The organism is Hymenobacter rubidus (assembly GCF_016734815.1).
GTDB classification, from domain to species: Bacteria; Bacteroidota; Bacteroidia; order Cytophagales; family Hymenobacteraceae; genus Hymenobacter; species Hymenobacter rubidus.
Genome location: NZ_JAERQF010000001.1, coordinates 203,912 through 229,336, shown reverse-complemented (window position 1 = coordinate 229,336; position 25,425 = coordinate 203,912). Strand labels below are relative to the sequence as shown.

18 protein-coding genes are annotated in these 25,425 nt (G+C 60.9%); 6 read left to right on the top strand and 12 right to left on the bottom strand.

The genetic code is table 11. The features are described from left to right. Positions 1-14: 14 nt before the first annotated feature. From JKL48_RS00975 to pelA, 4 genes are all read left to right on the top strand, one after another. Complete coding sequence (locus JKL48_RS00975; RefSeq protein WP_201977446.1) at positions 15-1,820, top strand: RagB/SusD family nutrient uptake outer membrane protein; 1,806 nt, start codon at positions 15-17, stop codon at positions 1,818-1,820. Between the two features lie 159 nt (positions 1,821-1,979). Next, positions 1,980-3,386 (top strand): glycoside hydrolase family 28 protein, encoded by a 1,407-nt coding sequence (locus JKL48_RS00970; protein WP_201977445.1) that lies wholly within the window; start codon positions 1,980-1,982, stop codon positions 3,384-3,386. After that, positions 3,379-5,373, top strand: coding sequence for an alpha/beta hydrolase family protein (locus JKL48_RS00965; protein ID WP_201977444.1), 1,995 nt, complete (start codon positions 3,379-3,381; stop codon positions 5,371-5,373). The genes JKL48_RS00970 and JKL48_RS00965 overlap by 8 nt, the downstream gene beginning before the upstream one ends. 119 nt (positions 5,374-5,492) lie before the next feature. Next, complete coding sequence (pelA, locus tag JKL48_RS00960) at positions 5,493-7,544, top strand: pectate lyase (RefSeq protein ID WP_201977443.1); 2,052 nt, start codon at positions 5,493-5,495, stop codon at positions 7,542-7,544. A 379-nt stretch (positions 7,545-7,923) separates the two neighbouring features. On the opposite strand, the gene metK is transcribed toward pelA, so the two are convergent. The 4 genes from metK to JKL48_RS00940 all read right to left on the bottom strand — a co-directional run bounded on the left by metK (position 7,924) and on the right by JKL48_RS00940 (position 12,075). Continuing rightward, positions 7,924-9,186: a methionine adenosyltransferase gene (gene metK, locus JKL48_RS00955; RefSeq protein WP_201977441.1), complete on the bottom strand. Its 1,263-nt coding sequence runs from the start codon at positions 9,184-9,186 to the stop codon at positions 7,924-7,926. Between the two features lie 190 nt (positions 9,187-9,376). Beyond that, a complete protein-coding gene (locus JKL48_RS00950) occupies positions 9,377-10,111 on the bottom strand; it encodes an SDR family NAD(P)-dependent oxidoreductase (RefSeq protein WP_201977439.1) in 735 nt (244 codons plus the stop codon). A gap of 117 nt (positions 10,112-10,228) precedes the next feature. Next, the gene (locus JKL48_RS00945) at positions 10,229-11,434 is read right to left on the bottom strand and encodes a class I SAM-dependent methyltransferase (RefSeq protein WP_201977437.1); all 1,206 of its coding nucleotides are present in this window, start codon (positions 11,432-11,434) and stop codon (positions 10,229-10,231) included. A 29-nt stretch (positions 11,435-11,463) separates the two neighbouring features. Further along, entirely contained in the window at positions 11,464-12,075 is a 612-nt protein-coding gene (locus tag JKL48_RS00940) for a hypothetical protein (protein WP_201977435.1), read from the bottom strand. A gap of 154 nt (positions 12,076-12,229) precedes the next feature. Between JKL48_RS00940 and JKL48_RS00935 the strand changes: the two genes are divergently transcribed. Together JKL48_RS00935 and ahcY are read left to right on the top strand one after the other, a co-directional pair. Beyond that, on the top strand, positions 12,230-12,985 hold the full coding sequence (locus tag JKL48_RS00935; RefSeq protein ID WP_201977433.1) for a DUF4397 domain-containing protein: 756 nt from the start codon (positions 12,230-12,232) through the stop codon (positions 12,983-12,985). 127 nt (positions 12,986-13,112) lie between these two features. After that, on the top strand, positions 13,113-14,432 hold the full coding sequence (gene ahcY, locus JKL48_RS00930) for an adenosylhomocysteinase (protein ID WP_201977430.1): 1,320 nt from the start codon (positions 13,113-13,115) through the stop codon (positions 14,430-14,432). 72 nt (positions 14,433-14,504) lie between these two features. Here ahcY and JKL48_RS00925 read toward each other — a convergent pair whose 3' ends face one another. The 8 genes from JKL48_RS00925 to JKL48_RS00895 form a co-directional block, all read right to left on the bottom strand. Then, on the bottom strand, positions 14,505-15,173 hold the full coding sequence (locus tag JKL48_RS00925; protein ID WP_201977428.1) for a T9SS type A sorting domain-containing protein: 669 nt from the start codon (positions 15,171-15,173) through the stop codon (positions 14,505-14,507). 57 nt (positions 15,174-15,230) lie between these two features. Next, positions 15,231-16,295: an LLM class flavin-dependent oxidoreductase gene (locus tag JKL48_RS00920; protein ID WP_201977426.1), complete on the bottom strand. Its 1,065-nt coding sequence runs from the start codon at positions 16,293-16,295 to the stop codon at positions 15,231-15,233. A gap of 6 nt (positions 16,296-16,301) precedes the next feature. Further along, positions 16,302-17,081 (bottom strand): hypothetical protein, encoded by a 780-nt coding sequence (locus JKL48_RS00915; RefSeq protein WP_201977425.1) that lies wholly within the window; start codon positions 17,079-17,081, stop codon positions 16,302-16,304. Between the two features lie 2 nt (positions 17,082-17,083). Beyond that, positions 17,084-19,141, bottom strand: a complete 2,058-nt coding sequence (locus tag JKL48_RS23480) for a prolyl oligopeptidase family serine peptidase (protein WP_317191869.1) — start codon at positions 19,139-19,141, stop codon at positions 17,084-17,086. Beyond that, positions 19,113-19,304 (bottom strand): hypothetical protein, encoded by a 192-nt coding sequence (locus JKL48_RS22930; RefSeq protein WP_236668531.1) that lies wholly within the window; start codon positions 19,302-19,304, stop codon positions 19,113-19,115. The genes JKL48_RS23480 and JKL48_RS22930 overlap by 29 nt, the downstream gene beginning before the upstream one ends. A 73-nt stretch (positions 19,305-19,377) precedes the next feature. Continuing rightward, positions 19,378-20,433: a hypothetical protein gene (locus JKL48_RS00905; RefSeq protein ID WP_201977423.1), complete on the bottom strand. Its 1,056-nt coding sequence runs from the start codon at positions 20,431-20,433 to the stop codon at positions 19,378-19,380. Between the two features lie 131 nt (positions 20,434-20,564). After that, positions 20,565-23,513 (bottom strand): Eco57I restriction-modification methylase domain-containing protein, encoded by a 2,949-nt coding sequence (locus JKL48_RS00900; protein ID WP_201977422.1) that lies wholly within the window; start codon positions 23,511-23,513, stop codon positions 20,565-20,567. Between the two features lie 300 nt (positions 23,514-23,813). Continuing rightward, a complete protein-coding gene (locus JKL48_RS00895) occupies positions 23,814-25,256 on the bottom strand; it encodes an RNA-binding domain-containing protein (RefSeq protein WP_201977421.1) in 1,443 nt (480 codons plus the stop codon). Between the last annotated feature and the right edge of the window lie 169 nt (positions 25,257-25,425).

Genomic DNA, 25,425 nt, shown 5'->3' with positions numbered 1-25,425 from the left:
ATTTTCTGCGATATATGAAACCGATTTTTCGCCATTCGACCGCTGTGGCCGTTTTGTTGGCGGGCATAGCTGCTCTCTCCGCCTGCAAAGACTACCTGAGCGTGAAGCCCGAAGCGCTGTATTCGGCCGAGGACGTATTTATAGATGTGGCCGGTGCCACCGGTGCCGTGATTGGGGCCTACGACCTGCTGTCGGGCGATACCTCGTACGGCACCCGCCTCAACCTGTACTATCCCTACGACACCGACGAGATGCAGGCCAGCCCGCTGAACGTGGCCGACGGTGCCCGCCTCAGCATTGCCCGCTACACGGCCCTGCCCGTGAATGCGGAGGTGCGCAACCCCTTCAACACGCTCTACCAGGGCGTGGAGCGCTCCAACATCTGCATCAAGTACATTCCGCTGATGAGCCAATACAGCAAGGGCACATCGGCCGATACGGCAGCGCTGCACCGCCTCTACGGCGAGGCCCTGACGCTGCGGGCCCAGTACTACTTCGAACTGATTCGGAACTGGGGCGATGTGCCGGTCCCGATGATTCCGTCGGTGGATAATGCGAGCCTGAACATGCCCAACGCCGACCGCAACGCCACCTACGACAAACTGCTGGCCGACCTGCTGGTGGCCGAAAAACTGGTGCCCTGGCGCACCGGCGCGGGTGCCGCCAGCGAGCGCCTCACCAAAGCGGCTGTGAAGGGACTGCGCGCCCGCATGGCCCTGTACCGCGGCGGCTACCGCTCCAATGCCAGCACCGGCTTGATGGAGCGCCCCGGCGATTACGCCACCTTCTACACCATGGCCCGGCAGGAATGTTCCGACATCATGGCCAAGCGCGGCGAGCACACCCTCAACCCCAGCTTTTCGGACCTGTGGCGCAGCATCAACGAACTGCGGTTTGATACCTACCACGAAATTATTTTTGAAGTGGCCATGGCCGGCTCAAGCGCCGTTTCGGACAGCAAGCTGGGCTACTACAACGGGCCCAAGCTGAACGGGTCGACCACCTACGGCACTACCGCCGGCTCCATTGGCGCGGTGCCGACCTATTTCTACGCCTTCGACTCGACCGACGTGCGCCGCGACATTACCTTGGCTGCCTATACAGTTGAGAGCAACAACCTGCAAAAAGCTACGCCCCTGGCGCCCCTGACCACTGCAGGCGGCGGCATGACGGACGGCAAGTTCCGCCGCGACTGGCGCAACCCCGCTCTGCCCGGCGTGAACAACTACCTGCAATACAACTGGCCCATCCTGCGCTTTGCCGACGTGCTGCTGATGTTTGCCGAAGCCGACAACGAGCTGAATGGCCCTACTGCCGCCGGCATTGCCGCTGTGCAGGAGGTGCGCAACCGCGGCTATGGCGGCAACACCACCCTGGCCCGCCTGCCGGCCGCCGGCACCGCCACCAAGGCCGACTTCTTCAACACCATTGCCAACGAGCGGTACCTGGAGCTGGGCGGCGAGGGCATCCGCAAATACGACCTCATCCGCTGGAACCTGCTGAACCAGAAGCTGACCGAAGCCCGCGCCAACCTGGCGGCCCTAAAAGCCGGTACGGGCCGCTACGCCGGCTATCCCGCCACCGCCTACTACCGCGTGGTGAATGGCGTGGTGCAGTGGGCCCGCTCGTTCTATAAGCCTTCGCCTGCTACCGCGCCCACCGGCACCACCGCCGTGGCCTGGCGCAGCTCCATCACCGATGCCGGCATTGCCAACCTGGCCTCCGAATACAAGCCAAATGCGGGCAAGGAGTTGCTGCCCATCCCGCAAACCACCATCGACACCAACCCCAACGTGGTGCAAAACATGGCCTACAAATAAGCCGTCAGTTACGACTTAAAACGTCCTGCTGAGCTTGTCGAAGCATCACTACTGCGCAACTAATCAATTTTAATGCTGCGGTAGAGGTGCTTCGACAAGCTCAGCAGGACGTTTAGTTCTGTTTTAAAGCCCCCTTCCGACTTAGCGAAAACATGCTTTATGGGAAACTCTAATACCCGGCGCGGCTTCCTGAAAATAGCCGGGCAAAGCCTGCTGGTGGCGCCGGTGGCCTCCTCGCTGGTGGGCAGTGCGGCGGCCGCTGTTTCAGGTAGTACTCCCGTCCCGGCTCCGACTACACCCAAGGTTTTGCTCAACGTGCGCGATTTTGGGGCCAAGGGCGACGGCACCACCAAGGATACCGTGGCCATTCAGCAGGCGCTGGACCGCTGCTGGGTGCTGGGCGGCGGCGAGGTGCTGGTGCCGGCCGGCAACTACCTCACGGGCGCCATTGCCTTGAAATCGAATACGCTGCTGCGCCTGGACAAAGAGGCCGTGATGACCGGCACGCCGGATTTCGCCGATTATCCGGTGATGCAGGTGCGCTGGGAGGGCAAGTGGATTCCGGGCCACGTCGGGCTCATTTACGCCGTCGATGCCCACAACATTGGCTTGGTAGGACCAGGCAAAATCATGGGCAACCACGCGCTGGGTGGGCGCCCCAATGCCGAAAACCCGCTGCGCCATCCGGCCCTCATCGAGCCGTTGGGCTGCACCGGCCTGCGCTTCGAGGACTTCTCGACCGACTACTTCCGCATGTGGTGCCTGCACCCCACGTACTGCGAGAACATCGTAATTAAGAACCTCACCATCCGCAGCACCGGCGGCAACGGCGACGGCATCGACGTCGATTCCTGCAAGCACGTGCTCATCGAGGGCTGCGACATCAACACCGGCGACGACTGCATTTCGCTCAAGTCGGGGCGCGGCCTGGAGGGCTACACCCTGCTGCGCACCACCGAGGACGTAGTCATTCGCAACTGCACCTTCGCCGACAGCATTTTTGCCTGCATCGGCATTGGCAGCGAAACGTCGGGCGGCATCCGCAACGTGCGCATCGAGCACTGCAAGTTCACTTTTGCCAACACCCACGCCATCTACATCAAAAGCCGGCCCGGCCGGGGGGCGTTTATCGAGGACATCGTCGTCGATGACATCGACGTGACGGGCACGGTAGCGGGCTTCCTGCGCTTCAACCTGTTGGGCAGTGGCTTGCAGGACCAGCAGCCCGTGCCCGGCGACGAAGGCATTCCCACGGTGCGCAACTTTCAGTTTTCCAACATCCGGGTGAAAGACGTGCCGGTGCTGGTGGAAGGCACGTCCGTGCATCCGCATAAGCCGCTGGACGGGTTTACGTTCGTCAACGTGTCGGGCACCTGCGCCAAAGGCATTTCGCTGGCCAACATCAAGAAAGCTAAGCTGCGCAACATTAGCGTCACCGGCTTCAGCGGGCCGCTGCTGAGCGTAAACAACGTGACCGGCTCGGGGCTGGAGGGCGCCGTCACCATTGACCCACCCAAGCTGCCCGATGTGGTGAACGCCCCGGCCCAGCCCTACAAACTTGGTTAGTCCTTCTGCCATGCGCCACGGCCTGCTGCTCTTGCTGCTCTTTACTGGCGTGGCCCGGCCCGGCCGGGCCCAAAGCGCCTCGGCGCTGACCTGGAAAAACAACACGGCCTACAATGCTTACCTGATGCGGGCCGTGCATCAGCAGTACGCCGACCGCCAGCGGGAGCTAACCGAAGCCCTCGCTTCGCGCAAAGCGCTGCTGCGCTACCAGCAAACCCGCCGGGAGCGGTACCGCAGCATTCTGGGCGAGTTTCCGGCCAAAACCGACCTGCACGCGCAGGTGGTGGGCACGCTGCCGCAGGACGGATTTCGGGTAGAGCGGGTGGTGTTTGAGAGCGCGCCGCACCGCTACATTACGGCTAATCTGTACTTGCCGATGGGAGCGGGGCGTTTTCCGGTGGCGCTATCGTTGGCCGGGCACGGGCCCAATGGCAAGGTGGGCGACCAGCGCGTAGGGGCGCTGTTTGCCCGCCACGGCGTGGCCGTGTTCGCCGTAGACCCCGTGGCGCAGGGCGAGCGACTGCAGTTGACTGACGCGGCCGGCAAAGCACTCACCCGCGGCTCCACCACTGAGCACACCCTGCTCAATGCCGGCGCCAACCTGGTGGGCACCAGCGTGGCCGCCTACGAATATTGGGACAATACCCGCGCCCTCGACTACCTGGAAACCCGCCCGGAGCTTGATAAAACCAAAATGGGCTGCATCGGCAGCTCAGGCGGCGGCACGCAGGCCACTTACCTCATCGCCCTCGACGAGCGCATCAAGGCCGCCGTGGTGTGCAGCTACGTGTCGCGCCGCGAGCGGGTGCTGGAACTACAAGGCCCTTCCGACGGCTGCCAGCACATCCCGAACGAAGGCCGCGAACACTTGGAAATAGCCGATTTCCTGGCGCTGTTTGCGCCCAAGCCGCTGCTCATCATGTCGGGCTACTACGATTTTGTGGATTACTGGGGCGCCACCCAGGCTTACGATGACCTGAAAAAAGTCTACCGTGTTTTCGGGGTTGAAAAGCAGGTGAGCCAGTTCACCATCGAAGGAGGCCACGGCATGCCGCAGCCCAAGCGCGAGGCCGCCATCACTTGGTTTCGCACCTGGCTGAGCCACGATGCCGCGCCCGTAGCCGAGCAGGCCCTGACGCCGATACCCGAGAAAGACCTGCTGTGCACCGCTACCGGCCAAACAGCCACCGCCTTTCCCGATGCCGTGAGCTTGCCGCGGGCCAACCTGGCACTGGCGCAGGCGTATGCCGCCCGGCGCGCCGCTTTTCTTGGGCAGGAGAAGACAGAAGTGGCCCGACAGGTGCAAAAGCTGCTAGGCATTGAGGAGCCGTTGGAAGCTGTCCGCGCTGAGCCCACGGGCACCGTGGCGGGCCGGACGTATGCGCTGGCCAAGTACCAACTTATTCGGCCGGGACAACTGCCGGTGCCCTGCGTGGTGCTGACGCCGGAAAATGCGTCGCCCGCCTCCACCGTGGTGCTCTACCTCAATGCGGCGGGCAAAGAGCCGGTGCTGAACGACGAAACCACCACCAACGCCTACCTGAACCGGGGCGATATTCTGGTGCTAGCCGACCTGCGCGGCTTTGGCGAAACGGCCGACCCTGCCGAGCTCAACGACCTCAAATACTGGAGTAAAGAATACCGCAATGCCATGCTGAGCCTGCACGTGGGCCGCCCCGTACTGGGCCAGCGGGTGGTTGACGTTCGTTCGCTGGTCGACTTCATTGGTACCGATGCCGGCCTGCGCGGCCATGCCCTAAAACTGGTGGCCAATGGTTTGTACGCCCCCACCGCCATCCACGCAGCCTACCTAGACGACCGTATTAAAAGCGCCGAAATATCCGGCGGCTTTCGCTCCTTCGAGCAGCTGATTCAGAACCCGATGCAACAGGATGCCTACACGAACGTGCTCTACGGGGTGCTGCAATACTACGACCTGCCGGATTTGGTGGCCAAGGCCGGTGGCCGCATTCGGTTTGTGGATTAAATAGCCGTCATGCAGAGCATAGCATCTCGCGTGCTTTAGTAAACAAATCGATTGAATTACGTTGAGCAAGCGAGATGCTTCGCTACGCTCTGCATGACCGTTCAATGATGTTCAAAACAATGTTCAAGTACCTGTTCCTGCTCTTACCTCTGCTGTTCGGTAACTCTGCCTCGGCCCAAACACCAGCCAGCGCCAAGCGCCAGATTACAGTGGCCCAGAACGGCACCGGCGATTTTCGCACCATTCAGGCAGCCATCACCAGCCTGAACGGCCGCGCCGCGCCGTTGCCGGTGGTGTTCATTAAAAACGGCACCTACCGCGAAAAAGTCACCATCGACGGCAAGCCCGGCCTGGTGCTGCGCGGCCAAAGCGAAGCGGGCGTCGTCATCACGATTTCGCAGGCCAACGCCAACTTTCGCTGCGACCCGGCCAATGCCGGCCGCTGGGACGTGGCCACGTTGAACCTGCGCGACAGCCCCGATGTGACGTTGGAGAAGCTCACTGTCATCAACAGCTACGGAGCCGACCACCCTAAGGGCGAAACCATTGCCTGCGCCAGCGAGCCTGGCGGCCAGAAGGTCATCAACAGTGCCGACCACCAAATGGCCCTCTACACCGCCGCCAACACCACTCGGCTGGCCGTGCGGCATTGCACCTTCCGCACCCTCGGCAACGACACGGTGAGCCCCTGGGACAAGGAGGAAGGCCTGTACTATTTCCAGGACTGCACCATGGAAGGCTCGGTGGATTTCTATTGCCCCCGCGGCTGGGCCTACGCCGAAAACTGCCGCTTCGTTTGCCACAACCTGAACGCCGCCATCTGGCAGGATGGCTCCATGAATAAGGACGCGAAAACGGTGCTCAAAAACTGCACTTTCACCGGCGACCCGGATTTCAAGCTCGGTCGCTACCACCACGACTCGCAGTTTTACCTCGTCAACTGCACGTTTGCCAAGAACATGGCCGACGCCGACATCTACCCGGCCCCGTCCGGCGATTCGGCGCCCATGTGGGGGCGGCGCGTGTATTACTTCAACTGCCACCGCACCGGCGGCGACTACGCCTGGCTGCGCGACAACCTGAGCACCGCCGCCAATTCCCCCACGCCCCAGCAGATTACCGCCAACTGGACCTTCGGCGGCCGTTGGAACGTGGACCCCCAAGCACCCAGGCTGCCCGCGCCCGGCCCCGTGGCCCAGGACACCGTGGCCGAGCGGATGCTGGTGTACCAGCGCCTCGACGGCGGCTGGCCCAAGGCCATCGGCGAGAAGCGGGTGGACTACCACCGGCCGCTGGACCCGGTGTTCAAAGCCCTGCTCACAGACGAAGCCGGCCTCAACGATGCTACCATCGACAACGACGCGACCACCCGCGAAATCACTTACCTGCTGCACGCCTTCGTGACCACCAGCAACCCCGCCTACCGCCGGGCCGCCGAGCGCGGCATCGGCTACCTGCTCAAAATGCAGTACCCCAACGGCGGCTTCCCCCAATTCTACCCCAACCTGACCGGCTACCACCACCAGATTACCTACAACGACGACGCCATGATTCGGGTACTGCGCCTGTTGCGCGCCGTGGTGGCCCGCACCGGCGATTACGCCAGCGTCGACCAGAACCTGCGCCAGCAGGCCGAGCAGGCCCTAGCCCGCGGCATCGACTGCATTCTGAAAACCCAGTACGTGCAGCACGGCAAGCTCACGGCCTGGTGCGCGCAATACGACGAGAAAACCCTGCAGCCGGCCAAAGCCCGCAACTTCGAGCTGCCCTCGCTCAGCGGCAGCGAGTCGGTGGGCATCGTGGCGTTTCTGATGGGCATCGAGCACCCGTCGCCCGAAGTTAGAAAAGCCATCGACAGCGCGGTGGCCTGGTTCGAAGAAGTAAAAATCCCCGGCTACACCGTGCGGCAAATCGGCGCCCCCGGCACCCCCAAGGGCTACGACCGGGTGATGGTGCCCGACCCCACCTCCACCATCTGGGCCCGCTTCTACGACCTCGAAACCAACAAGCCCATTTACGTAGGCCGCAATAGCGAAAAAAAGAACTCCTTGGCCGAAGTCGAGTACGAGCGCCGCACGGGCTATGGCTACGCCGGCACTTGGCCCGCCGAGCTGCTAGCGAAGGAGTACCCCGCTTGGCAGCAACGGGTAAGCGCGGAGAAAAGCCATTGACTGTCAGCAGAGCACCTGGAAGAACGTCATGCAGGGGCGCCGCCGAAGCATCTCGCGTGTGGTAGTAATTCACGTGTGGTAGTAATTCAATCGTCTGTCATCCTGAGCATCGCGAAGGACCTTCTCACCTATAAACGATTACATTCAAACCATGCTAATATGGTAAGTTTCTGTTTATCTGGCTGATGAGCAGATGGTCGGGATGGCGGGCACCGCACGCGAGATGCTTCGGCGGCGCCTCTGCATGACGTTCTTCCAGGTGCTCTGCCACCGCCGTTCTGCGAATTACATCATACAAAAGCCCCGCTCACCGAAAGGTGAGCGGGGCTTTTCATTGCTCGGCCATTGACCACGGCGCAAGCGGAAGCTTCTGCTAAAATTATAACCCGAACTCGGCCTTAATCTGGGGCACGTAGTCGAGCTTTTCCCAGGTAAAAGTCTCAAAGGTCTTCTTCTCGCCGCCGGGCATCACCACATCCACGGTGCCGGGCAGGCGGCCCATGTGCCCGTAAGCTGCACTTTGCGCGAAAATGGGATTTTGCAGGCCAAAGCGCTTCACAATGGCATAGGGGCGCAGGTCGAACAGCTTGTTCACTTTCTCAGCCACTTCGCCATCGGTCAACAACTGGCCGGCCGCGTTTTTAGCCTTGATGGTACCGTAAGTCGTCACGAACACGCCCACCGGCTGGGCCACGCCAATGGCGTAGGCCACCTGCACCAGCACTTGGTCGGCAACGCCGGCGGCTACCAGGTTTTTGGCAATGTGGCGGGCGGCGTATGCGGCCGAGCGGTCGACTTTCGAGGAGTCTTTGCCGGAGAAAGCGCCGCCGCCGTGGGCGCCTTTGCCGCCGTAGGTGTCCACAATAATTTTACGGCCGGTGAGGCCGGAGTCGCCGTGCGGGCCGCCGATAACGAACTTGCCCGTGGGGTTGATGTGGTAGGTAATCTGGTCGGTGAACAAGGCTTGCACATCGGTGCTCAACCCGGCTTTCACGCGCGGAATGAGGACAGCCAGCACATCAGCCTTAATCTTTTCCAGCATTGCAGCTTCCGACGGGTCGAACTCGTCGTGCTGGGTGCTGATAACGATGGTATCGATGGCCTCGGGCTTGTGGTCGTCGGAGTAGCGGATGGTCACCTGGCTTTTGGCGTCGGGGCGCAGGTAGGGCATGTCGCGGGCCTCGCGGCGGATGGCGGCCAGCTCCTGCAGCAGACGGTGCGAGAGGTCGAGGGCCAGCGGCATGTAGTTGGCCGTTTCGTGGCTGGCGTAGCCGAACATCATGCCTTGGTCGCCGGCGCCCTGGTCTTCGTCCTTGGCGCGCTCCACGCCTTGGTTGATGTCGGGCGACTGCTCGTGCAGGCGGTTCATCACCTCGCAAGTGTCGGCGTTGAACAGGTATTCGGGCTTGTTGTAGCCGATGCGGCGGATGGTTTCGCGCACAATGGGCTCGGCATCCACGTGGGCCGTCGACTTAATTTCGCCGGCTACGAGGGCAAAATCCGTGGTCACGAGCGTCTCGCAGGCTACTTTGGCGGTGGGGTCCTGACGCAGGTATTCGTCGAGAATGGCGTCGGAAATCTGGTCGGCAACTTTATCAGGATGGCCTTCCGAAACCGATTCGGAAGTGAACAGATAGGGCATTGAGTGCGCGAAAAGAGGAAAAGATTAGAAGCAAAGGCGCCCGCCGGGCCGGAAACCGGCGGGCGGGCGCGGCGCAAAAGTACGGAAATTCGAGCTATTAAGATAGGCGGCCGCCGATTTTGCTGCATCGCGCAGTAGCCTGCTCACTCGCAGCCGCCAGCCGGTGCAAAAGTTGGCGCAATGGCGGCCCTTACAGTTGCGCCAAGCGGCCGCCATCGACCACCAGCGTCGTGCCGTGCACAAAACTCGCTTCGTCGGAAGCCATGAAAGCAATGGCTGCGGCCAGTTCCTCGGGCGTCCCCACCGTGGCTTTGTCGATTTTTTCGGCGCCGCTTTTCACGTTGGGGTTGCTCCAAAGCATGGGCGTGTCCACGGCGCCGGGCGCAATGGCGTTGATGCGGGTCTGCTGGCGGTCGAGCTCCAGGCTCATGCCGCGCACAAACGCTTCCAGGCCGCCTTTGCTGGTGGCGTAGGGCACCACGCTGGCCGTGGTTTGGTGGGCGTGCACCGAACTGATGGCCACGATGGCGCTGCCCGCCGGCATGTGGGGCAGGCATAGTTGCGTGAGCTGGGCCAGCGAGCGCAGGTTCACCAGCATCAGCACATCCCACTGGGCCAGCGGCAGGTCCACAAGGTGGTCGAAGGTCATCATGGCGGCATCGTTCACCAACACGTCGATGCGGTGGTAACGGGCCAGCGCTTTCTTCACCATCGCTGCTATCGCGCGGGGCTTGGCCAGGTCACAGACCAGAAACACGGCTTTGCCGCCCGCTTTCGTGATGAGCCGAACGGTATCGGTTCCCTCGGTGCGGTCGCGGCCCACCACTACAACGGTGCCCCCTTCAGCTGCCAGCCGCACACAGGCGGCCCGGCCAATGCCGGAGGTTCCGCCCGTAACCAGGCATATCTTATCGGTAAATCGCATCGAAAAAGGCATAGGCAGAAAAGCGCCCCGCGCTAAGTGCGCGGCAAGCAAGAAGCTGGAATACAGCTAAGGTTGAGCTTTGGTTGTGAGCGCGCTGCTTTGGCCTTCCTGCACCGGCTAGCGGACGGACCCCGCCTGTACCTTTTCGCACACCAGTACAGTGAGCCGGCCGCGCAGGTCGGTGGTGGCAAAAAGGTACACCTCGCCCCCCTCCCGAATACCGGTACGCCGCCGAAAGTCGGCCACCGAGTCGGGAAAATTGCGGGTGGTAACGTGGGCACGCGCTTCCGGGCCCAAGTGTGCTTTCAAAGCCGCACCATCGGCTTTCTCCACGGCCAGTACTTTAAAAATGCGCCCCGGAAAGTCCGCCCTTAGAACATCCGACGTGTAAAGGTGGCTGTGCTGGTGCAGCTTCAGCAGCTCGAAGGCCGTGCCAATGCTGCGGAAGGCTCCCGCCTTGAGCACGGCCGCGTTGGGCTCGTACAGGTACTGCTGCGCCTCGGCGTAGCGGGGCGTTGCCCGTGCTTCGCGGGCGCGGTTGAGGCGAAACTCCTGCTGGCTCCCGTCGCGGCGCAGGTTCAGGGCGTGGCGCTCGGGGTCAACGGCGGGCTCCTGCCCCAGCTCATACAGCACTTCTTTTACCTCATTGTCGACGGCCACCACCCAGAGGCGGCGCACATGCCCCAAGCCCTGCACCGCGTGCTCAATGTCGAGCATGGGCGAAGTTTTGAGCAGGATTTTATCGGCCTTGTGCAGCAGCAGGGGCAGCAGTTTCACTACATCGGGCTCGCAGTCGCGGAGCAGAAAAATCTTGCGGGCGGCCGTGTCGCGGCGGGCGGGGTCGAGGTAGAGCCAGTCGAAGTGCTGCGGCGTGCTTTTGAGAAACGCCAGCGCATCAGCCGGATGCACCGTCACGTTGCCAATACCTAACTGCGTCAGGTTGTAGCCCACAATGGCCGCCAGCTTGGGGTCGCGCTCCACGTAGTCGACGTGCGCCACGCGCCCGGCAAATGCCGCCGTGTCGGCCCCGAAGCCTCCGGTGAGGTCGGCCAGTCGTTGGCCCGCCACCAGGGTGGCCTTAAATGCTGCGGTGCGCGCCGAAGAGGCCTGCTCAACCGAAAGCGAGGGCGGAAAAACAAGGTCGGGGTTGTCGGCCCAGTCGGGCAGCTTGGCGCGGGCCTTTTGGCGGGCCTGAATCTGGCGTACCAGCTCCGGTACGGGCAAGCCGGGGTGTCGGCGGGCTTGGAGGGCCAGGTGGGCGGGGTCATCGTGCAGGTGCGCGGCCACGTAGCGCCTGGCCGCTTCGGGCAAGGGGTAGTCCATGATGGGACCTATACGGGAAAACCGCGAAGTTAGCGCACCGTCCAACGCAGGGCCAGCACCGGCTGGCCGGTGGGCGCGGCGCCCAGGCCCACGGCGGCAGGGCGCAGGCGCGGCCACCAGCCGCTGTGGCTGAGGTTGCCGTTGTAAGAATTCACCGCCCGCTGCAGATAGCTGTTGGTGTTGTGGTTGATGAAGGCGGTTGATAGGATACTCACCGCAAACACGCCCAGGGCGACCTTCTGGGTGCCGTTGAAGTACTGCGGGGTCCCGTCGGCAAAAATTTGCTGGCCCCATACCCCAAACGAGCCAACTGCGACCAGGCGGTCGATGAGAAAGATGGTTTTTTGACGCTTGTACAGGTCCAGCGCGGCCAGGGCGTCGGGGTGGCCGGCGAGGTAAGGCCGCAGCTTCTGGCCAAAAAAGCCCGCCGTCTTATACTCATTGCCCGTCACGCCGGGGGGCAGAAAATCGAAGTTGTGCTGGGGGCCGCCCAGGCCGCGCTCGGCGTCTTCAGGCAACAGGCGGATGGTGGCGGGCGCTTGCTGGGCAGCGGCCGAAGCTAAAAAGCCGCCGGTGAGGGCTGCGCTGGCCGCAACGCGAAGCTTCCAACGCTGCAGGGACAACCGGGTGATAGTACGCATAAGCGCAAATATAGCGCGACGGCTAAAGCCGAAAAGGACAGCAACCCCAATATTTTGTGGGCGCCTACTCAACAAAGTAGCCGCGGTGCACGTTCAGGCCGAGTCGGCCGGCTAAGCCGGATGACATGCTTCACCCTTAAGCCGATTTATTTTCATGGAAACTTCCTTTCTCTTTCGTCGGACCCTGCAGGCCGTTTTGCCGGCCACCATGCTGCTGGCCGCGTGCAGCAAGAGCGATACCCCGGCGCCTGCCCCTGCGGATACGGGTAAGGTAACGTTCATCAATGCAGCGTCGCACATTGCACCCACTACGTTAAAGTTTTTGGTTGACAATGCTGAAAAAGCTTCGCAAGCTTATGGTGGAAACAGTGGTTACCAAAGCATCAACACTGGCAATCATACATTGCAGGTTGCTGCCGGAACCCAAACGGCCTTTTCAACTGCGTTGGTCGTTGAAAAGGATAAGTCCTACACCTTTGTTGCCTCTCCCTCCGCGTCTTCGTCCTCTACTAATGGCCTGACATTTACGGACGACCTGACCGCTCCGTCAACAGGCAAGGCCCGAATTCGCGTCATTAATCTGGGTCAGGGCGTAGCAACTCCTGTTCGCATATCGCAGGTTACCAGCACAGTGACCGGCCCTGTAGTAGCAGATATTGTTACCGGCGTTGCGCTGAATACTGCTTCAGCCTTTACGGAATTTACTCCGGGTACCTATGCACTATCCATCCTGGATAATTCGGCCACGGCGGGTGCGAATCCTTTGGCGCAAATAGGAGACGGTTCAGGCTCAGGTACTGGTACCAAGAACTATGAAGCGGGCAAAATTTACACGGTTGTATTCAGCGGAACGAACGGTAGTCTGAACGCCGACCAAAAACTCAAAGCGTTTTTGTCTCAGAATAATTAGACTACCGCCATTCGCTAGGTTAGTTACGCACAACGCTCGCCCATCCAGGCGGGCGTTGTTGCATTTCACCCCAAACAAATCCAGTATCTTTGCAGTTGAAAAGCGAATCAATAATCTAATCCGCATCATGGTGGAAACCAAGACGAAAACGTACGAACCGTACAAAGTAAAGGACATGGCCCTGGCCGAGTGGGGCCGCAAGGAAATCCGCCTTGCCGAAGCCGAAATGCCGGGTTTGATGAGCTTGCGCGCGGAGTTTGGCGCAGCACAGCCCTTCAAAGGCGCGCGCATTGCCGGCTGCCTGCACATGACCATCCAAACGGCCGTGCTGATTGAAACCCTCACGGCATTGGGCGCGGAGGTGACGTGGTCGTCGTGCAACATCTTCTCGACCCAGGACCACGCCGCTGCGGCCATTGCCGCCGCCGGCATTCCGGTGTATGCCTGGAAAGGCATGGACGAAGCTTCGTTCGACTGGTGCATCGAGCAGACGCTGTTTTTTGGCGAGGACCGGCAGCCGCTGAACATGATTCTCGACGACGGCGGCGACCTCACCAACATGGTGCTGGACCGCTACCCCGAGCTGGCCGCCGGCATCAAAGGCGTATCGGAAGAAACCACGACCGGCGTGTTGCGCCTCTATGAGCGCGTAAAAAATGGCACCCTGCCTTTCCCCGCCATCAACGTGAACGACTCGGTTACGAAGTCGAAGTTTGACAACAAGTACGGCTGCAAAGAGTCGGCCGTGGACGCCATCCGCCGGGCTACCGACGTGATGATGGCCGGCAAAGTGGCCGTGGTAGCCGGCTACGGCGACGTAGGAAAAGGCACTGCGGCTTCGCTGAGCGGCGCCGGGGCCCGCGTCATCGTGACGGAAATTGACCCCATCTGCGCCCTGCAGGCGGCCATGGATGGATACGAAGTGAAGAAGATGGAAAACGCCATTCCGCGCGCCGACATCGTCATCACCACCACCGGCAACTGCGACATCATCCGCGAGGAGCATTTCCGCGCGCTGAAGGACAAGGCCATTGTGTGCAACATTGGCCACTTCGATGATGAAATCGACATGGCGTGGCTGAATGGCAACTACGGCCACACCAAGGACACGGTGAAGCCGCAGGTCGACATCTACACCATCGAGGGCAAAGAGGTAATTATTCTCGCCGAAGGCCGCCTCGTGAACCTGGGCTGCGCCACCGGCCACCCGTCGTTCGTGATGTCGAACTCGTTCACCAACCAGACCCTGGCCCAGCTGGAGCTGTGGCAGCGCGGCGGCCAGTACGAGAACCAAGTGTACACCCTGCCCAAGCACTTGGACGAGAAAGTAGCCCGCCTGCACCTCGCCAAAATCGGTGTGGAGCTGGACGAGCTGACCCACAAGCAGGCCGATTACATCAAAGTGCCGGTAGAAGGTCCGTTCAAATCGGACTTGTACCGCTACTAAGCCTTGAAGATTCAGATACAAAAAGGCCCTGGCTGCAACTCGCAGCCGGGGCTTTCTGCATTTAAGCCGGTTTTACTGGCGTAAGAAGCGCTGGGTACTCGTCTGGCCGGTAGCATCTACCACGCGCAACAGGTACATGGCGGGCTCCAGGGCGGGCAAGGGTACTTGGGTTTGGTTGCTTTGCACCGCCAGCTCGGCGGCGGTGAAGCGAGCTTTTTCGCGGCCGGTTAAATCATAGATGCTGATTTGCTGAAGCTTGGACGCATTGGTGAGGCAGAGGGTAGACGCCGTAGCGGGGAGAATGGTGGGGGCAACCTGCCAGATAGGCACGGCCGCGCGAGTGGCCAAGGCAAGCCCCACCGTGAAATTGCCCACCGCATTGGGCTGGCCGGGCGGGGTGATGGTGCTGCCGTCGCAACCGGCTGCGCTGGTGGCAATGTGGCTAACTGTGCTAATGGAATAGCTGCCGGCAGGAAGGCGGCCCAATCGAACCGTGTCGTACGTGACGCACGGCATCGCAATGACCACCGCTGGGTAGCAACCCGTTATTGCCAAGGTAGTAGCCGTGCGGTTGACAGAATAGCCAAAATTGCCGCCGCAGCCCCCATGAAAAACGGTTAACACCAGTTTCAGATTGTCGTTGGCCGACGCATTGGCAGGCAGCAGCTGGTAAGCCGTGATGGACTGCGCAAAAGCCTGTTGGCTGGCCAGTAGCAGCAGGAGAAGAAAGAAGGGGCGCATAACAAGAAGCGGTGTGGTGGACAACTTGTTGACCGGTGAGCGAAGCTGATGGTTGCTTTAAGCAGGCAATGTAGCGATAGGGATGTTTGGGCTGCCCAGCGCTGCCCGCACGGCCGGCGCCACCTGCGTGCCCAGCAGCTCAATGGAGCGCAATACGCTCGGGTGCGCAATGCCCTCGATAACCAGCTGGGCCAGGAAGCGGGTATTATGGAACAGCCGGTGCTGGTACAGCAGCTTGTCGATGACATCCTGCGGCGAGCCCACGAGCAGCGGGCCTTGCGGGCCGCACAGGTAGTCGAAATGGCGGCGGTCCATGGGCGACCAGCCCCGCTCGCGGCCGATGCGGTTCATGAGGGTGGAGTAAGGCGGGAAAAATTCGTCGCGGGCCTGCGCGGCGGTGTCGGCCAGGTGCAGGTGGCAGTTGATGGCGAGCTGCAAAGCAGCTACGTCGTGGCCGGCTTTTTGGGCCGATTCGCGGTAGAGCTCCGCAAACGGCACGTACTGCGCCGGCGCCCCACCAAGGATGGCAATGGTAAGCGGCAGCCCCAGTTGCCCGGCCCGAATGACCGAGGCCGGCGTGCCGCCCACCCCAATCCAGACCGGAATTCTGGCTTGCGCTGGGCGCGGGTATACGCCTTTGGCGTCGATGGCGGCGCGGTGCTTGCCCTGCCAGGTCACCACTTCGTTGTCGTTGATTTTCAGCAGCAGCTGGAGCTTCTCAATGAACAGCGCATCGTAGTCTTTTAAGTCCTGCCCAAAGAGCGGGAACGACTCGATGAAGGAGCCTCGCCCGGCAATAATTTCAGCCCGGCCGTTGGAAATCAGGTCGACCGTGGCGAAGTTCTGAAACGTGCGGACCGGGTCGACGGAACTCAGAACCGTGACGGCACTGCTCAGGCGGATGCGCTTGGTGATGGCAGCCACGGCCGCCAGAATGACTTCGGGAGCCGAGATGACGAAGTCGGGGCGGTGGTGTTCGCCCAGAGCAAATACATCGAGACCGGTTTCGTCGGCCAGCCGGCCCATGGCCAGCAGCTCCTGCATGCGCTGGGCCGCGCCGTGGTCCTCGCCGGCCACGTGGGCAGGGGCCACTTCGCCGAAAGAGCTAATTCCTACTTCCATAGCTGATTATTTTCGTTTGGCTTTTGGTGGGGCAACTGGGGGCAAGTGCGCCAGGTAGGGCTGCACGTAGCGGTTGTGGGGGAAGAGCTTGAGGGTTCGGTTGCCGTAGTAGCGGCACAGCTTGGCGTTCTGCAGGTTATAGAAGCATTCGGTAAGGTAGGCCAATGCTTCCTCGTGAATGGGCGTGCTGTTGAGGGTTCCCAGTTCCTCCAGGCTCAGCAGAGCCCGGGCAATGTTGTCGACGGCTGCCGCCCACTGCGCGTTGTCCATTTGCAGGGTGCCCAGCTTCCAATACGCCTCCGGAAACCACATGTCAACCACCGCAATAGTGTCGTTCTCGCCTCCTTGGCGGGCCAGGGCGGCAATCAGCTGCTGGTAAACGGTGTAGCTCTGGGGCTTGGTTTCGTCGGTCTTGTAAAGCGCCCGGGCGTAGTGGTAGAGTAGGAAAGGGTTGTCGGGCTCATGGACTACTGCGTCGGCCAATGCCGCGGCGGCCTGCGGGAAAAAGCCTTCATCGTACGCTTTTTTGGCGCCAGCCAGCACCAGGTCGTAGCCTTCCGACTGCACCGCGGGCTCGGGCTGAATGACGGCAATCTGCTGGCCCTTCTGGACTTTGCTGCCGAGTGGTAAGTTATCCACCACGTCAACGTGGGTGTAGCTGACGCTGTTTTTGCGCACGGGCAGCACGGCATCAGGCGTGCGGAAATAGTATTGCGCGACGCCGGTTGCGGGAAGCAAAAGCCCCAACGCCAAGCTAAAAATGGAGTAGAACAGGCGCATGGACATGGCTAATGGCTATCCGGCGTTACGCCCATATTGGCGTAGCAGAAGCTCCACACGTCGGCCCACTCCTCAATCAGCAGCTTGGTGCTTTTGCCGGCGCCGTGGCCGGCGTTCACGTCCACCCGAATCAGGGTGGGGTGGGGGCCGGCATTAGCCGCCTGCAGGGCGGCCGCGAACTTGAAGGAATGCGCGGGCACCACCCGGTCGTCGTGGTCGGCGGTGGTGATGAGCGTGGCGGGGTAGGCGGTGCCGGGCTTCAGGTTGTGCAGGGGCGAGAAGGCCAGCAGGTTGTGGAACTGGGCTTCATCCTCGGAAGTGCCGTATTCGGGGGCCCAGTTCCAGCCGATGGTGAAGGTGTGGTAGCGCAGCATGTCGAGCACGCCCACGGCTGGCAGTGCCACCCGGCAGAGGTCGGGCCGCTGCGTCATCACGGCCCCCACCAGCAGGCCCCCGTTCGAGCCGCCTGCTATGGCGAGGTGCTGGGTGTCGGTGTAGCGGTTGGTTTTGAGGTACTCAGCGGCGGCAATGAAGTCGTCAAACACGTTCTGCTTGTGCGGCGTCATGCCGGCCTGGTGCCAGGCTTCGCCGTACTCGCCGCCGCCGCGCAGGTTCGGAATAGCCAGAATGCCGCCGTTTTCCAGCCACAGCATGCGGGCCACCGAGAAGCCCGGCGTGAGCGATACATTGAAGCCGCCGTAGGCATAGAGGTAGGTGGGGGTGCGGCCCGTGCGCTCCACGCCCCGCTTGTGCACGATGAACATGGGCACCCGCGTGCCGTCCTTGCTGGGGTAAAATACCTGGTGGGTTTCGTAGTCGTGCGGGTTCACATCCACCTGCGGGGCCCGGAACACGGTGCTGATGTTGGCAGCCAGGTCGTACCGGTAAATCGTGGTGGGGTAGGTGAAGGAAGTGAAAGCGTAGTACACCTCCGTAGCATCGCACCGGCCGCCGAAGCCGCTGGCCGTGCCAATGGCCGGCAGCTGCACCTCGTGCTGAAACGCGCCCGCTTCCGAATACACCTGCACCTGCGAGCGGGCATCGTGTAGGTAGCCGGCCACGAGGCGGCCGCCCACTTGGCTCACGCTTTCGAGCTTATTCGGGGTTTCGGGCAGCACGTCGTGCCAGTGGGCTTCCTGCGGCTGGCTGGGGTCGATGCGCACCACGCGGTAGTTGGCCGCCCGGTAGTTGGTGTACACCAGCACCTCACCGCCCACGTTGCCAATAACGCTGTTGTCGAATTCGTACGAAGCGATGAGTGTGGTCCAGGTAGTGGCCTGGGCCGGGTCGGTGAGGTCGCGCACCAGCAGGCGGTTGCCGTCCGAAACGCCGTCGGTCAGGCTCAAAATAAGAAACCGCTCGTCTTCCGTCACGCCCACAATGCGAAAGCCCAGGGGCATTTCGGGGTTCTCGTACACCAGCTCGTCGGCAGCCTGCGGCGTGTTTAGTCGATGAAAATAGACCTTGTGGAACTCATTTTTGCCGGCCAGCTTGTCTTCCTCGGGTCCGGGCGCATCGTAGCGGCTGTAGTAGAAGCCGTTGCCAGCCCACGACGTGCCCGATACCTTCACCCAATCCAAGGTTTCGGGCAGCAGGGCATCGGTGGCCAGGTCTAGAATGCGGACCTGGTTCCAGTCGGAGCCGCCGCTGCTGGTCGCGTAGGCCAGAAAGCGGTGGTCGTTGCTGAATTCCATGCCGGCCAGCGCGGTGGTGCCTTCCACGGAAAACTGGTTGGGGTCGAGCAGCACGCGCGGCTCCTCGGGGCCGCGCTGGCGGTAGATGACGGCTTGGTTTTGCAGACCGTCGTTTTTGGCAAACACCCATTCGTCGCCCACCTGCTCGGGCACACCGTAACGCTCATAGTTCCAACTATCGGTGAGGCGGGTGCGAATGCGGTCCCGAAACGAAATCTGGCTCAGGTAGCCAAACGTAACCTCGTTTTCGGCCGCTACCCAGGCCTTGGTTTCGGCCGAGTCGAGGCTTTCGAGCCAACGGTAGGGGTCGGGGATGGAGGTGCCGAAGTAGGTGTCGGTAACGTCAGTTTTGCGGGTGTGGGGGTAGTGCACTGGTATCGGGGCGAGGCGGGCGGCTGGGCTCGGCGCGTTCGGGCGTGGCCGCTTCGGTGAGGGGTTGGTGGCGCGGCAGCGTGTTGCGCTCCGCGGGGGCGGTAGCACGGCAGGCCGACAAGGTGGTCGCCAACAGCGCAAGCAGGCGAAGGGCCGCTTTCATAGAAAACGAGGAAAAGGGCGGACTGTTGCTGGTCGAAGCGAGGCAGAAAAGAAAGGCGCTGGTATCCCGTAAATTAATCCATCTGCACGTCATCCGCAACGGGCGGCGCTGTGCTTTCCGGCGCAGGCGCCTCGGTTGCCGCCGGTGTCCGGGAGGCCGGCGTTTCGGCGGCCGGCACAGGAGCTGCCACGGCCGCAGCTACCAGTTCGGGCAGGTTGGCGCGCAGCCAGCGCAGCTCCTCGTCTACGCGCTGGCTCACCAGGCGCTCCACTTCCAGGCGCTGGGCGGGGCTGAGCTGGTCGGGGGCCGGGGCGGCGGGTGCAGGATGGGCTTCGGCCGCCGCCGCCGCCAATGCTTCGGCGCGCTTCACCCGGGCGGCCGAGTCGGCTACGGCGGCGCTGGTTTCGGCGGCGGCGGCCTGGGCGGCGGTGGCAGCCTGCTTGGCCGTGAGGGTTTCGCGGCGCTGCTGGCGGCGCCATTGGCCCAGCGTCACGCGCAGCATCACGTACAGCACCAAACTCAGAATGGCCAGAATCAGGGCCAGCGGGGCGGCAAAGCGCATGAGCAGGCTTTCGGTGCTGGTCGAAGTCGTGGCCGAGGCGCCCACAGCGTCGCGCTCGGCGGCAGTCTGGGCTTCGGCCGCTTCGGCCGGGCCGAGAGGGGTGCCGGCGGCCACGGCGGTATCGGGGGCTTCGGGCGTCATGGCGGCGTGCACATCGCCCAAGGGCGTGCCCGAGGCCACGTAGTTGGTGAGGGCGGTTTCGAGGGCGGCCACGCGGGCCATGCGGGCGGGGTCTTTGCGGCGGGCCGGCGAGCCTTTCAGCTTGTTCACAATGGCTTTGGCCAGGGCCGCCAGCCGGGCAGGGTTGTCTTTTTTGCCCTGGTAAATAGCGCCCCGGCCCTCAATGGGCTGGTACAGCAAGCTGTACACGCGCAGGCTGTCGGGTCGGATGCTGGCGGCCAGGGCGTCGAGGTTGCCGCCTTCGCAACGCACGCTGCTCTTAAGGTTGGGCCGGCCGGCGTCGTCGTACACGAAGCGCACCGTGGCGCACCAGATTTGCACCTTGGCTTCGTCGAGTGAAGGCTGGCCCAAGGGCGTTTGGGCACGAAGCGGGTTCGTGAGTAGCACGAAGGCCAAAAGTGGGGCTAAGACAAAGCGGAAAGTCATAAGCAGCGCGGTTTTGGCCGAAAGTACGGTGTTGGGCGCTATTTATTATGAGATTGGTACTATGAGGGTGAGGCGCCCCGCCAAGGCGATTACTATTTAATCGCCCCCGCGACGTGCGCCCGTTCTTCCTCCGTCAACTGGTACAGGTCGTACACCAGCCCGTCGAGGCGGCGCTCTAGGTGCCGCAGCTTCGCCTGCGCCTGCTCTTTGGCCGCCGCCAGCTTGTGCCCCGCCAGTCCCGCGTAGCCGGCCAGCAGCTGGTCGACCAGGCCCACTACTTCGTCGTGCTTCATTTTGTCGGTGGGGGTTTTGAGTAACCTAAATGGCATTGCATCCAGCTCATTAGTGCCCACATTATTGTTCGTGCTAGTGAGTTTGAACCGCCATTGAAACAGTTTTGAGTTCAGCAGCCCTAGTAAATAGCGCAAGTCATATTCACCAGCTTCTAGTTTGACAACTGAATTAGTGGAGTCAGCAAAGTAGCAGTTCGGTTCAATGATGGTGGCAACAATTCGCAACTTTTCATCGACACCTGTGATTCGCTGGGTAGCGATACGACGCAGCTTTATTATGCTTTTAGGTGAGTTCTTTTTAAGAAATTCCTTTTCATCAAACCACTCCTTTTTTCCTTGGCTCAGTTTGGAGTTCTGCTTGTAACGCCCAACTTCAACACCTTTTAACATCCTCACATTGGACGGGTCTTCATTTATGAATTGGCGGAGTATAGTTTGGTTAACCTCACCTCTAGTGACCTTAAAACCTGTTTCGGAGTTTCCTAATCTAACCACATTAGGGAGAGAATAGATATTGCGCAATACCAACCAATCTGCTTCATCAAGTAAGGGTATTGGCAGGTTTTTACTGTCTATTTTTTTAAGGTTTATCGTTTCAATAAGAGCCTTCTTATGCTCCTCATCAAGACTGTTACCTGGGAATGTCCGAATTCGGAAGGTCGAAGAGGGCTTTGTTTTATTCTTTACTGCTGTAATAACTACTGTGGATAATTTAGCATCAGTAAATACCCTTCTGGCAACATCATCTTTTTGAGGGAAGCAATCGAATTGCAAATTTTCACTGGATTTCAGAATAAAATCCCGGCTACTGGCACAGCTAATATCTGCTAGGATGGATAAGGGGATTATCATTCCAAACCGACCATCTGCTTTGCACAAGTTCACAAACTTGACAATGAAGAATCGAAACAGATTGAGCTTTCCACCTAACGCAGGCTGATATTCAGGTCGGTCTATGAGGTATTGATGTACAAATTCGTGCGGGTCGCCGTCACCGAGTCGTTCTTTTTCCAACACATCATACGGCGGGTTCCCAATCACCACATCGAACCCGCCCTGCTTGAACACGGCCGCAAACTCGTCGTGCCAGCCGAAGGGCTTCACGGTTTTTTCGGAGCCGGGGGCGAAGTCGATTTCCCCGTCGTAGAAATCGGTTTCGACCAGCGAATTGCCTACCCGAATGTTCTGGTCGATGGTGGGCAGCACCCGCTCCAGCCCCAGCACCTGCTGAATGCTGGCCGACGTTTCGCCCTCCAGGCACTTGAGCAGCAGCGAGAGCTTGGTCACTTCCACGGCCTGCGCATCGAGGTCTACGCCGAAGATGTTGTTGAGCAGAATGGCTTTTTTGACGGTGCTGCTCAGCCGGCCATCCGGCGTGAGGCCACCCCCGCGCCGGGGCGGCGCTTTGGCCCCCGCCTTGCCCGCCGATGTGGGCACGGGCGGCAGGGCCGCCGTGGGATGGGTCTGGTAGTAGGCCAGGTGCCAGTCGAGCAGGTACTGATACGCCCCGAGCAGAAATGAGCCCGAGCCGCAGGCCGGGTCCAGCACCCGCAGCTTGGCCACGTCCTGCGGGGTGCGGCCGGTGCAGCGCGGCCCCAGGGTGGCGGCCACAATGTAGTTCACGATGTATGCCGGGGTGTAGAACACGCCGCCCGCCTTGCGCACCTCCGGCTTGTCGTCGATGCGCACCACCCGGCCCGGTTCCAGGCTGATGACCTTGCCCAGGAACCGCTCGTAGGCCGAGCCCAGGATTTCGGCCCCAATCACCGAGAATTCGTAGGGCGATTCCGGGTAGTAGAGGTGTTGCAGCAACGGGGACAGCACGGCATTATCGAGCCGCACCTCGGCCGAGAGCGTGTCCTTCTCCAGGTCGAACAGCCCCGAGTTGTAGCGGGCCGCCGCCGCCTTGAAGCGGTCGAGCAGACCGGCGTACACTTCGTCTTTTTTCTTCACGCGGGCCACGGCCTGCAAGTCGGCGTAGGGCTCAATGCCCCGGTCCTCGGCAATGCGCAGGAAAATGATGCGGTCGAGCAGCATCTGCACCAGAAAGCGCAGCTCGTCGGCGTCGAGGTGGCGGTTGCGGGTGGCCAGGCCCTGGGCCAGCTCGGCCCGCATGGCTTCCAGGGTGGTGAGGAAAGCGGCGTCCACGGTTTCCTTGCCGCGCTTGCCGCTGCCGGTGGTCACAAACCTATCAAGGCCGCCGCGCAGCACGCTTTCTTTCGAAAACGTGTCCCACAAGAAATCAAACTCCGCCGCGTACTCCCGAAACGTGAGGTACTTCAGGCGGCCCTTGGCGGCCTTGTCGGTGGGGGCGGGCTGCAGGGTGCAGTCGTACACGGCCAGCTCCTCAAAATCGGTGAGGATGCTCAGGGCCAGCTTGGCACTCCAGCCGTAGCGGCGCACTTGGTAGGCGGGCAGTATTTCTTCCTTGATTTTGACGCTGGGCTTCTTCGCCTCCACAAAAAACAGCCGCTGCCCGCCCGGTAGCCGAAACGAGTAGTCGGGCGCTTTGGTGGCCTTGCCCACCTTCACCTTGTCTTCGTGAATGACTTCACGGTAGGCTTCGGCGGCCCCACTGCTGTTGTCGATGTCCCAGCCCAGGGCCTGAAAGAAGGGGTCGATGAAATCGCGGCGGGTCTGGGTTTCGTTGTAGCTGCCCCGGTGGTAGTCGGGCAGCTGGCGTTCGAAGTTTTCAACCAGCGTCGCAATGCGGGCACGGGCTTCGTCTTTGGTAGGAGCTTGAAACATTGAAGAAAGGGGATAAAATATAGCGACTAAGCTACGCTATGTCCGGTACATGCTGGCTAACTCATGCGTTAGTAATTAGTGCTAATAGACTAAGACGGCATCACCGTTCGCCATCAGGCGTTTAAAGTAGAAGCCCCAGCCGCTCACGCAGCCGGGGCTTCATTCGCTTCCGCCAACAGGAAGCGTTGTTGCCAATAACCCAAACGCTGCCCAAACGGACAAAACGGACAGAAAGTAGGACACGCTGTCCGTTTTAGGGCCTGAAACGGACATCTCTGTGGCCACACTGTGGCGCGTAATCTAATTTGCCAACCGGTAGGAGCCATATTCTTCGGCCGGCTCAATCAACCCCGCTTCTCGAAGGGTCTGGAAATCGCGCCGAACCGTTCGGGGAGTTATGGCCAGTAAATCAGCTATTTGCGTAGCCATTAACGGCTCGCCCGCAAAGAAAAAACCAAGTTCCTGGGCTAGCCGGTTGCTGACATTTTTAGCTAGGTTAAGCGTCGCCAACTTATCGATGAAGGGCTTGATAGCCGCCAGGCGATTTAGGGGTACAAGGTCAGCGTCGGCAGCTGGGACGGGAATTATCGTGCGGAAAACGTCCTCTTCCACAAATTCGGCACTGGCACCTGGCCGGTAGCTTTTCAGGTAGCGCGTCACGTTGCGTATCCCGGAGCCTAACTCCTCGACCCGGCCCAACTGTACGAAGAATTTAGCAATGGTTGGGTTTTTGGGAAAAGGCGAAAACCGTTCTGGGTTGATGGGGCCGTGGCTGATGGGCTTATTGGCGTTTTCGACCTCAACGCGGTCAGCGTAGATAATAAGCCGGGCCGGCGTCGCATTGGTGTATTCCCGATGCACCAAAAGGTTAGCCACGACCTCCCGAAATATCTTTTCGCGCAGACTGACCCGTTGGGCTCCTTCCAAGTGGAAGGTGTCGGGCAGATGTTTGGCTGTGAAGGCCATGAGTTGGTCGTAGGCATCCAGTAGGTTCGTGCGGATGTCGAGCCGGTCGTCGTACCGGTCCAGGTCGCGGCGGCGCACTAGGGCATCGATGCGAAAGTGGGGCAGGATATCCTGAATAACCTCGTCGCGGCCCAACAATAGTGCCGCTGCCAACGTGTATCCCTGTTCGCCGGTCAGGAAATCGGTTTTATAAAGCCCGGCGCTTCGGAGCAGCTCCTTGTCTTCAAGAGCCAGCCACGGGTGGTCAGGTCGGTAGCTGCGGATGAGCGTACGAGCACGGTCGAGCAGACCAGGTTTGAAAGCAGAAGCCCCCAAAAAAGGAAAAATCCGGGCTTCTGTGTAATAACCGCTTTTACGCGCGTAGAGCTGACTGATGCTGGTATTATCAAGTACTCTAAAATCGCCCTCGTGTCCCCGGTCAAATACCACGCCGGCCGAACGATGTACCTGGGAGCTTTGCGGCACATATACGTACAGCAACAGCATACCCCGCACCCGTACCTGCTGCAATTCGAGCAGAAAAACCGGCTGGAGCTTGTTGGGGTTGTTGCTCAGCGAAGCAAAGTCGCGCTGCAAGGCATCGGCGGCTTCTTCGGCTACCCCCATTGGCACCCCATCATTGCGTACTCCTAGTAGCAGATGCCCACCTTGCCGGTTCAGAAAAGCACAGATACTTTCAAAAATATCCGCCGGTAATTGATTACGGGCCCGCTTGAATTCTAGGTTGATGCTTTCGGGCTGGCTCAATAAACGCTCTACTACGTCGGCGGTGGTCATGTAGCGGTTAAAAACAATGCTTTTGAGGTAGTCATTCTGCAAAACAAACACTTGAAAACGGCTGGAAAATATGCGACATCCTGAAGCAGCTGTCTTTTAGCACTATTCCGGTTTTGCCATAACTGGCTTGGCTCCGGTGTTTATCAGGGGAAGCTCCGACGTGGCTCCG

Coding starts and splice junctions, on each gene's coding strand:
- JKL48_RS00975 (WP_201977446.1), top strand. CDS start 15: ATGAAACCGATTTTTCGCCATTCGACCGCTGTGGCCGTTTTGTTGGCG.
- JKL48_RS00900 (WP_201977422.1), bottom strand. CDS start 23,513: ATGTTTCAAGCTCCTACCAAAGACGAAGCCCGTGCCCGCATTGCGACG.
- JKL48_RS00915 (WP_201977425.1), bottom strand. CDS start 17,081: ATGTCCATGCGCCTGTTCTACTCCATTTTTAGCTTGGCGTTGGGGCTT.
- pelA (WP_201977443.1), top strand. CDS start 5,493: ATGTTCAAGTACCTGTTCCTGCTCTTACCTCTGCTGTTCGGTAACTCT.
- JKL48_RS00945 (WP_201977437.1), bottom strand. CDS start 11,434: ATGGACTACCCCTTGCCCGAAGCGGCCAGGCGCTACGTGGCCGCGCAC.
- JKL48_RS00925 (WP_201977428.1), bottom strand. CDS start 15,173: ATGCGCCCCTTCTTTCTTCTCCTGCTGCTACTGGCCAGCCAACAGGCT.
- ahcY (WP_201977430.1), top strand. CDS start 13,113: ATGGTGGAAACCAAGACGAAAACGTACGAACCGTACAAAGTAAAGGAC.
- JKL48_RS00940 (WP_201977435.1), bottom strand. CDS start 12,075: ATGCGTACTATCACCCGGTTGTCCCTGCAGCGTTGGAAGCTTCGCGTT.
- JKL48_RS00950 (WP_201977439.1), bottom strand. CDS start 10,111: ATGCGATTTACCGATAAGATATGCCTGGTTACGGGCGGAACCTCCGGC.
- metK (WP_201977441.1), bottom strand. CDS start 9,186: ATGCCCTATCTGTTCACTTCCGAATCGGTTTCGGAAGGCCATCCTGAT.
- JKL48_RS00970 (WP_201977445.1), top strand. CDS start 1,980: ATGGGAAACTCTAATACCCGGCGCGGCTTCCTGAAAATAGCCGGGCAA.
- JKL48_RS22930 (WP_236668531.1), bottom strand. CDS start 19,304: ATGAAAGCGGCCCTTCGCCTGCTTGCGCTGTTGGCGACCACCTTGTCG.
- JKL48_RS00935 (WP_201977433.1), top strand. CDS start 12,230: ATGGAAACTTCCTTTCTCTTTCGTCGGACCCTGCAGGCCGTTTTGCCG.
- JKL48_RS00920 (WP_201977426.1), bottom strand. CDS start 16,295: ATGGAAGTAGGAATTAGCTCTTTCGGCGAAGTGGCCCCTGCCCACGTG.
- JKL48_RS00895 (WP_201977421.1), bottom strand. CDS start 25,256: ATGACCACCGCCGACGTAGTAGAGCGTTTATTGAGCCAGCCCGAAAGC.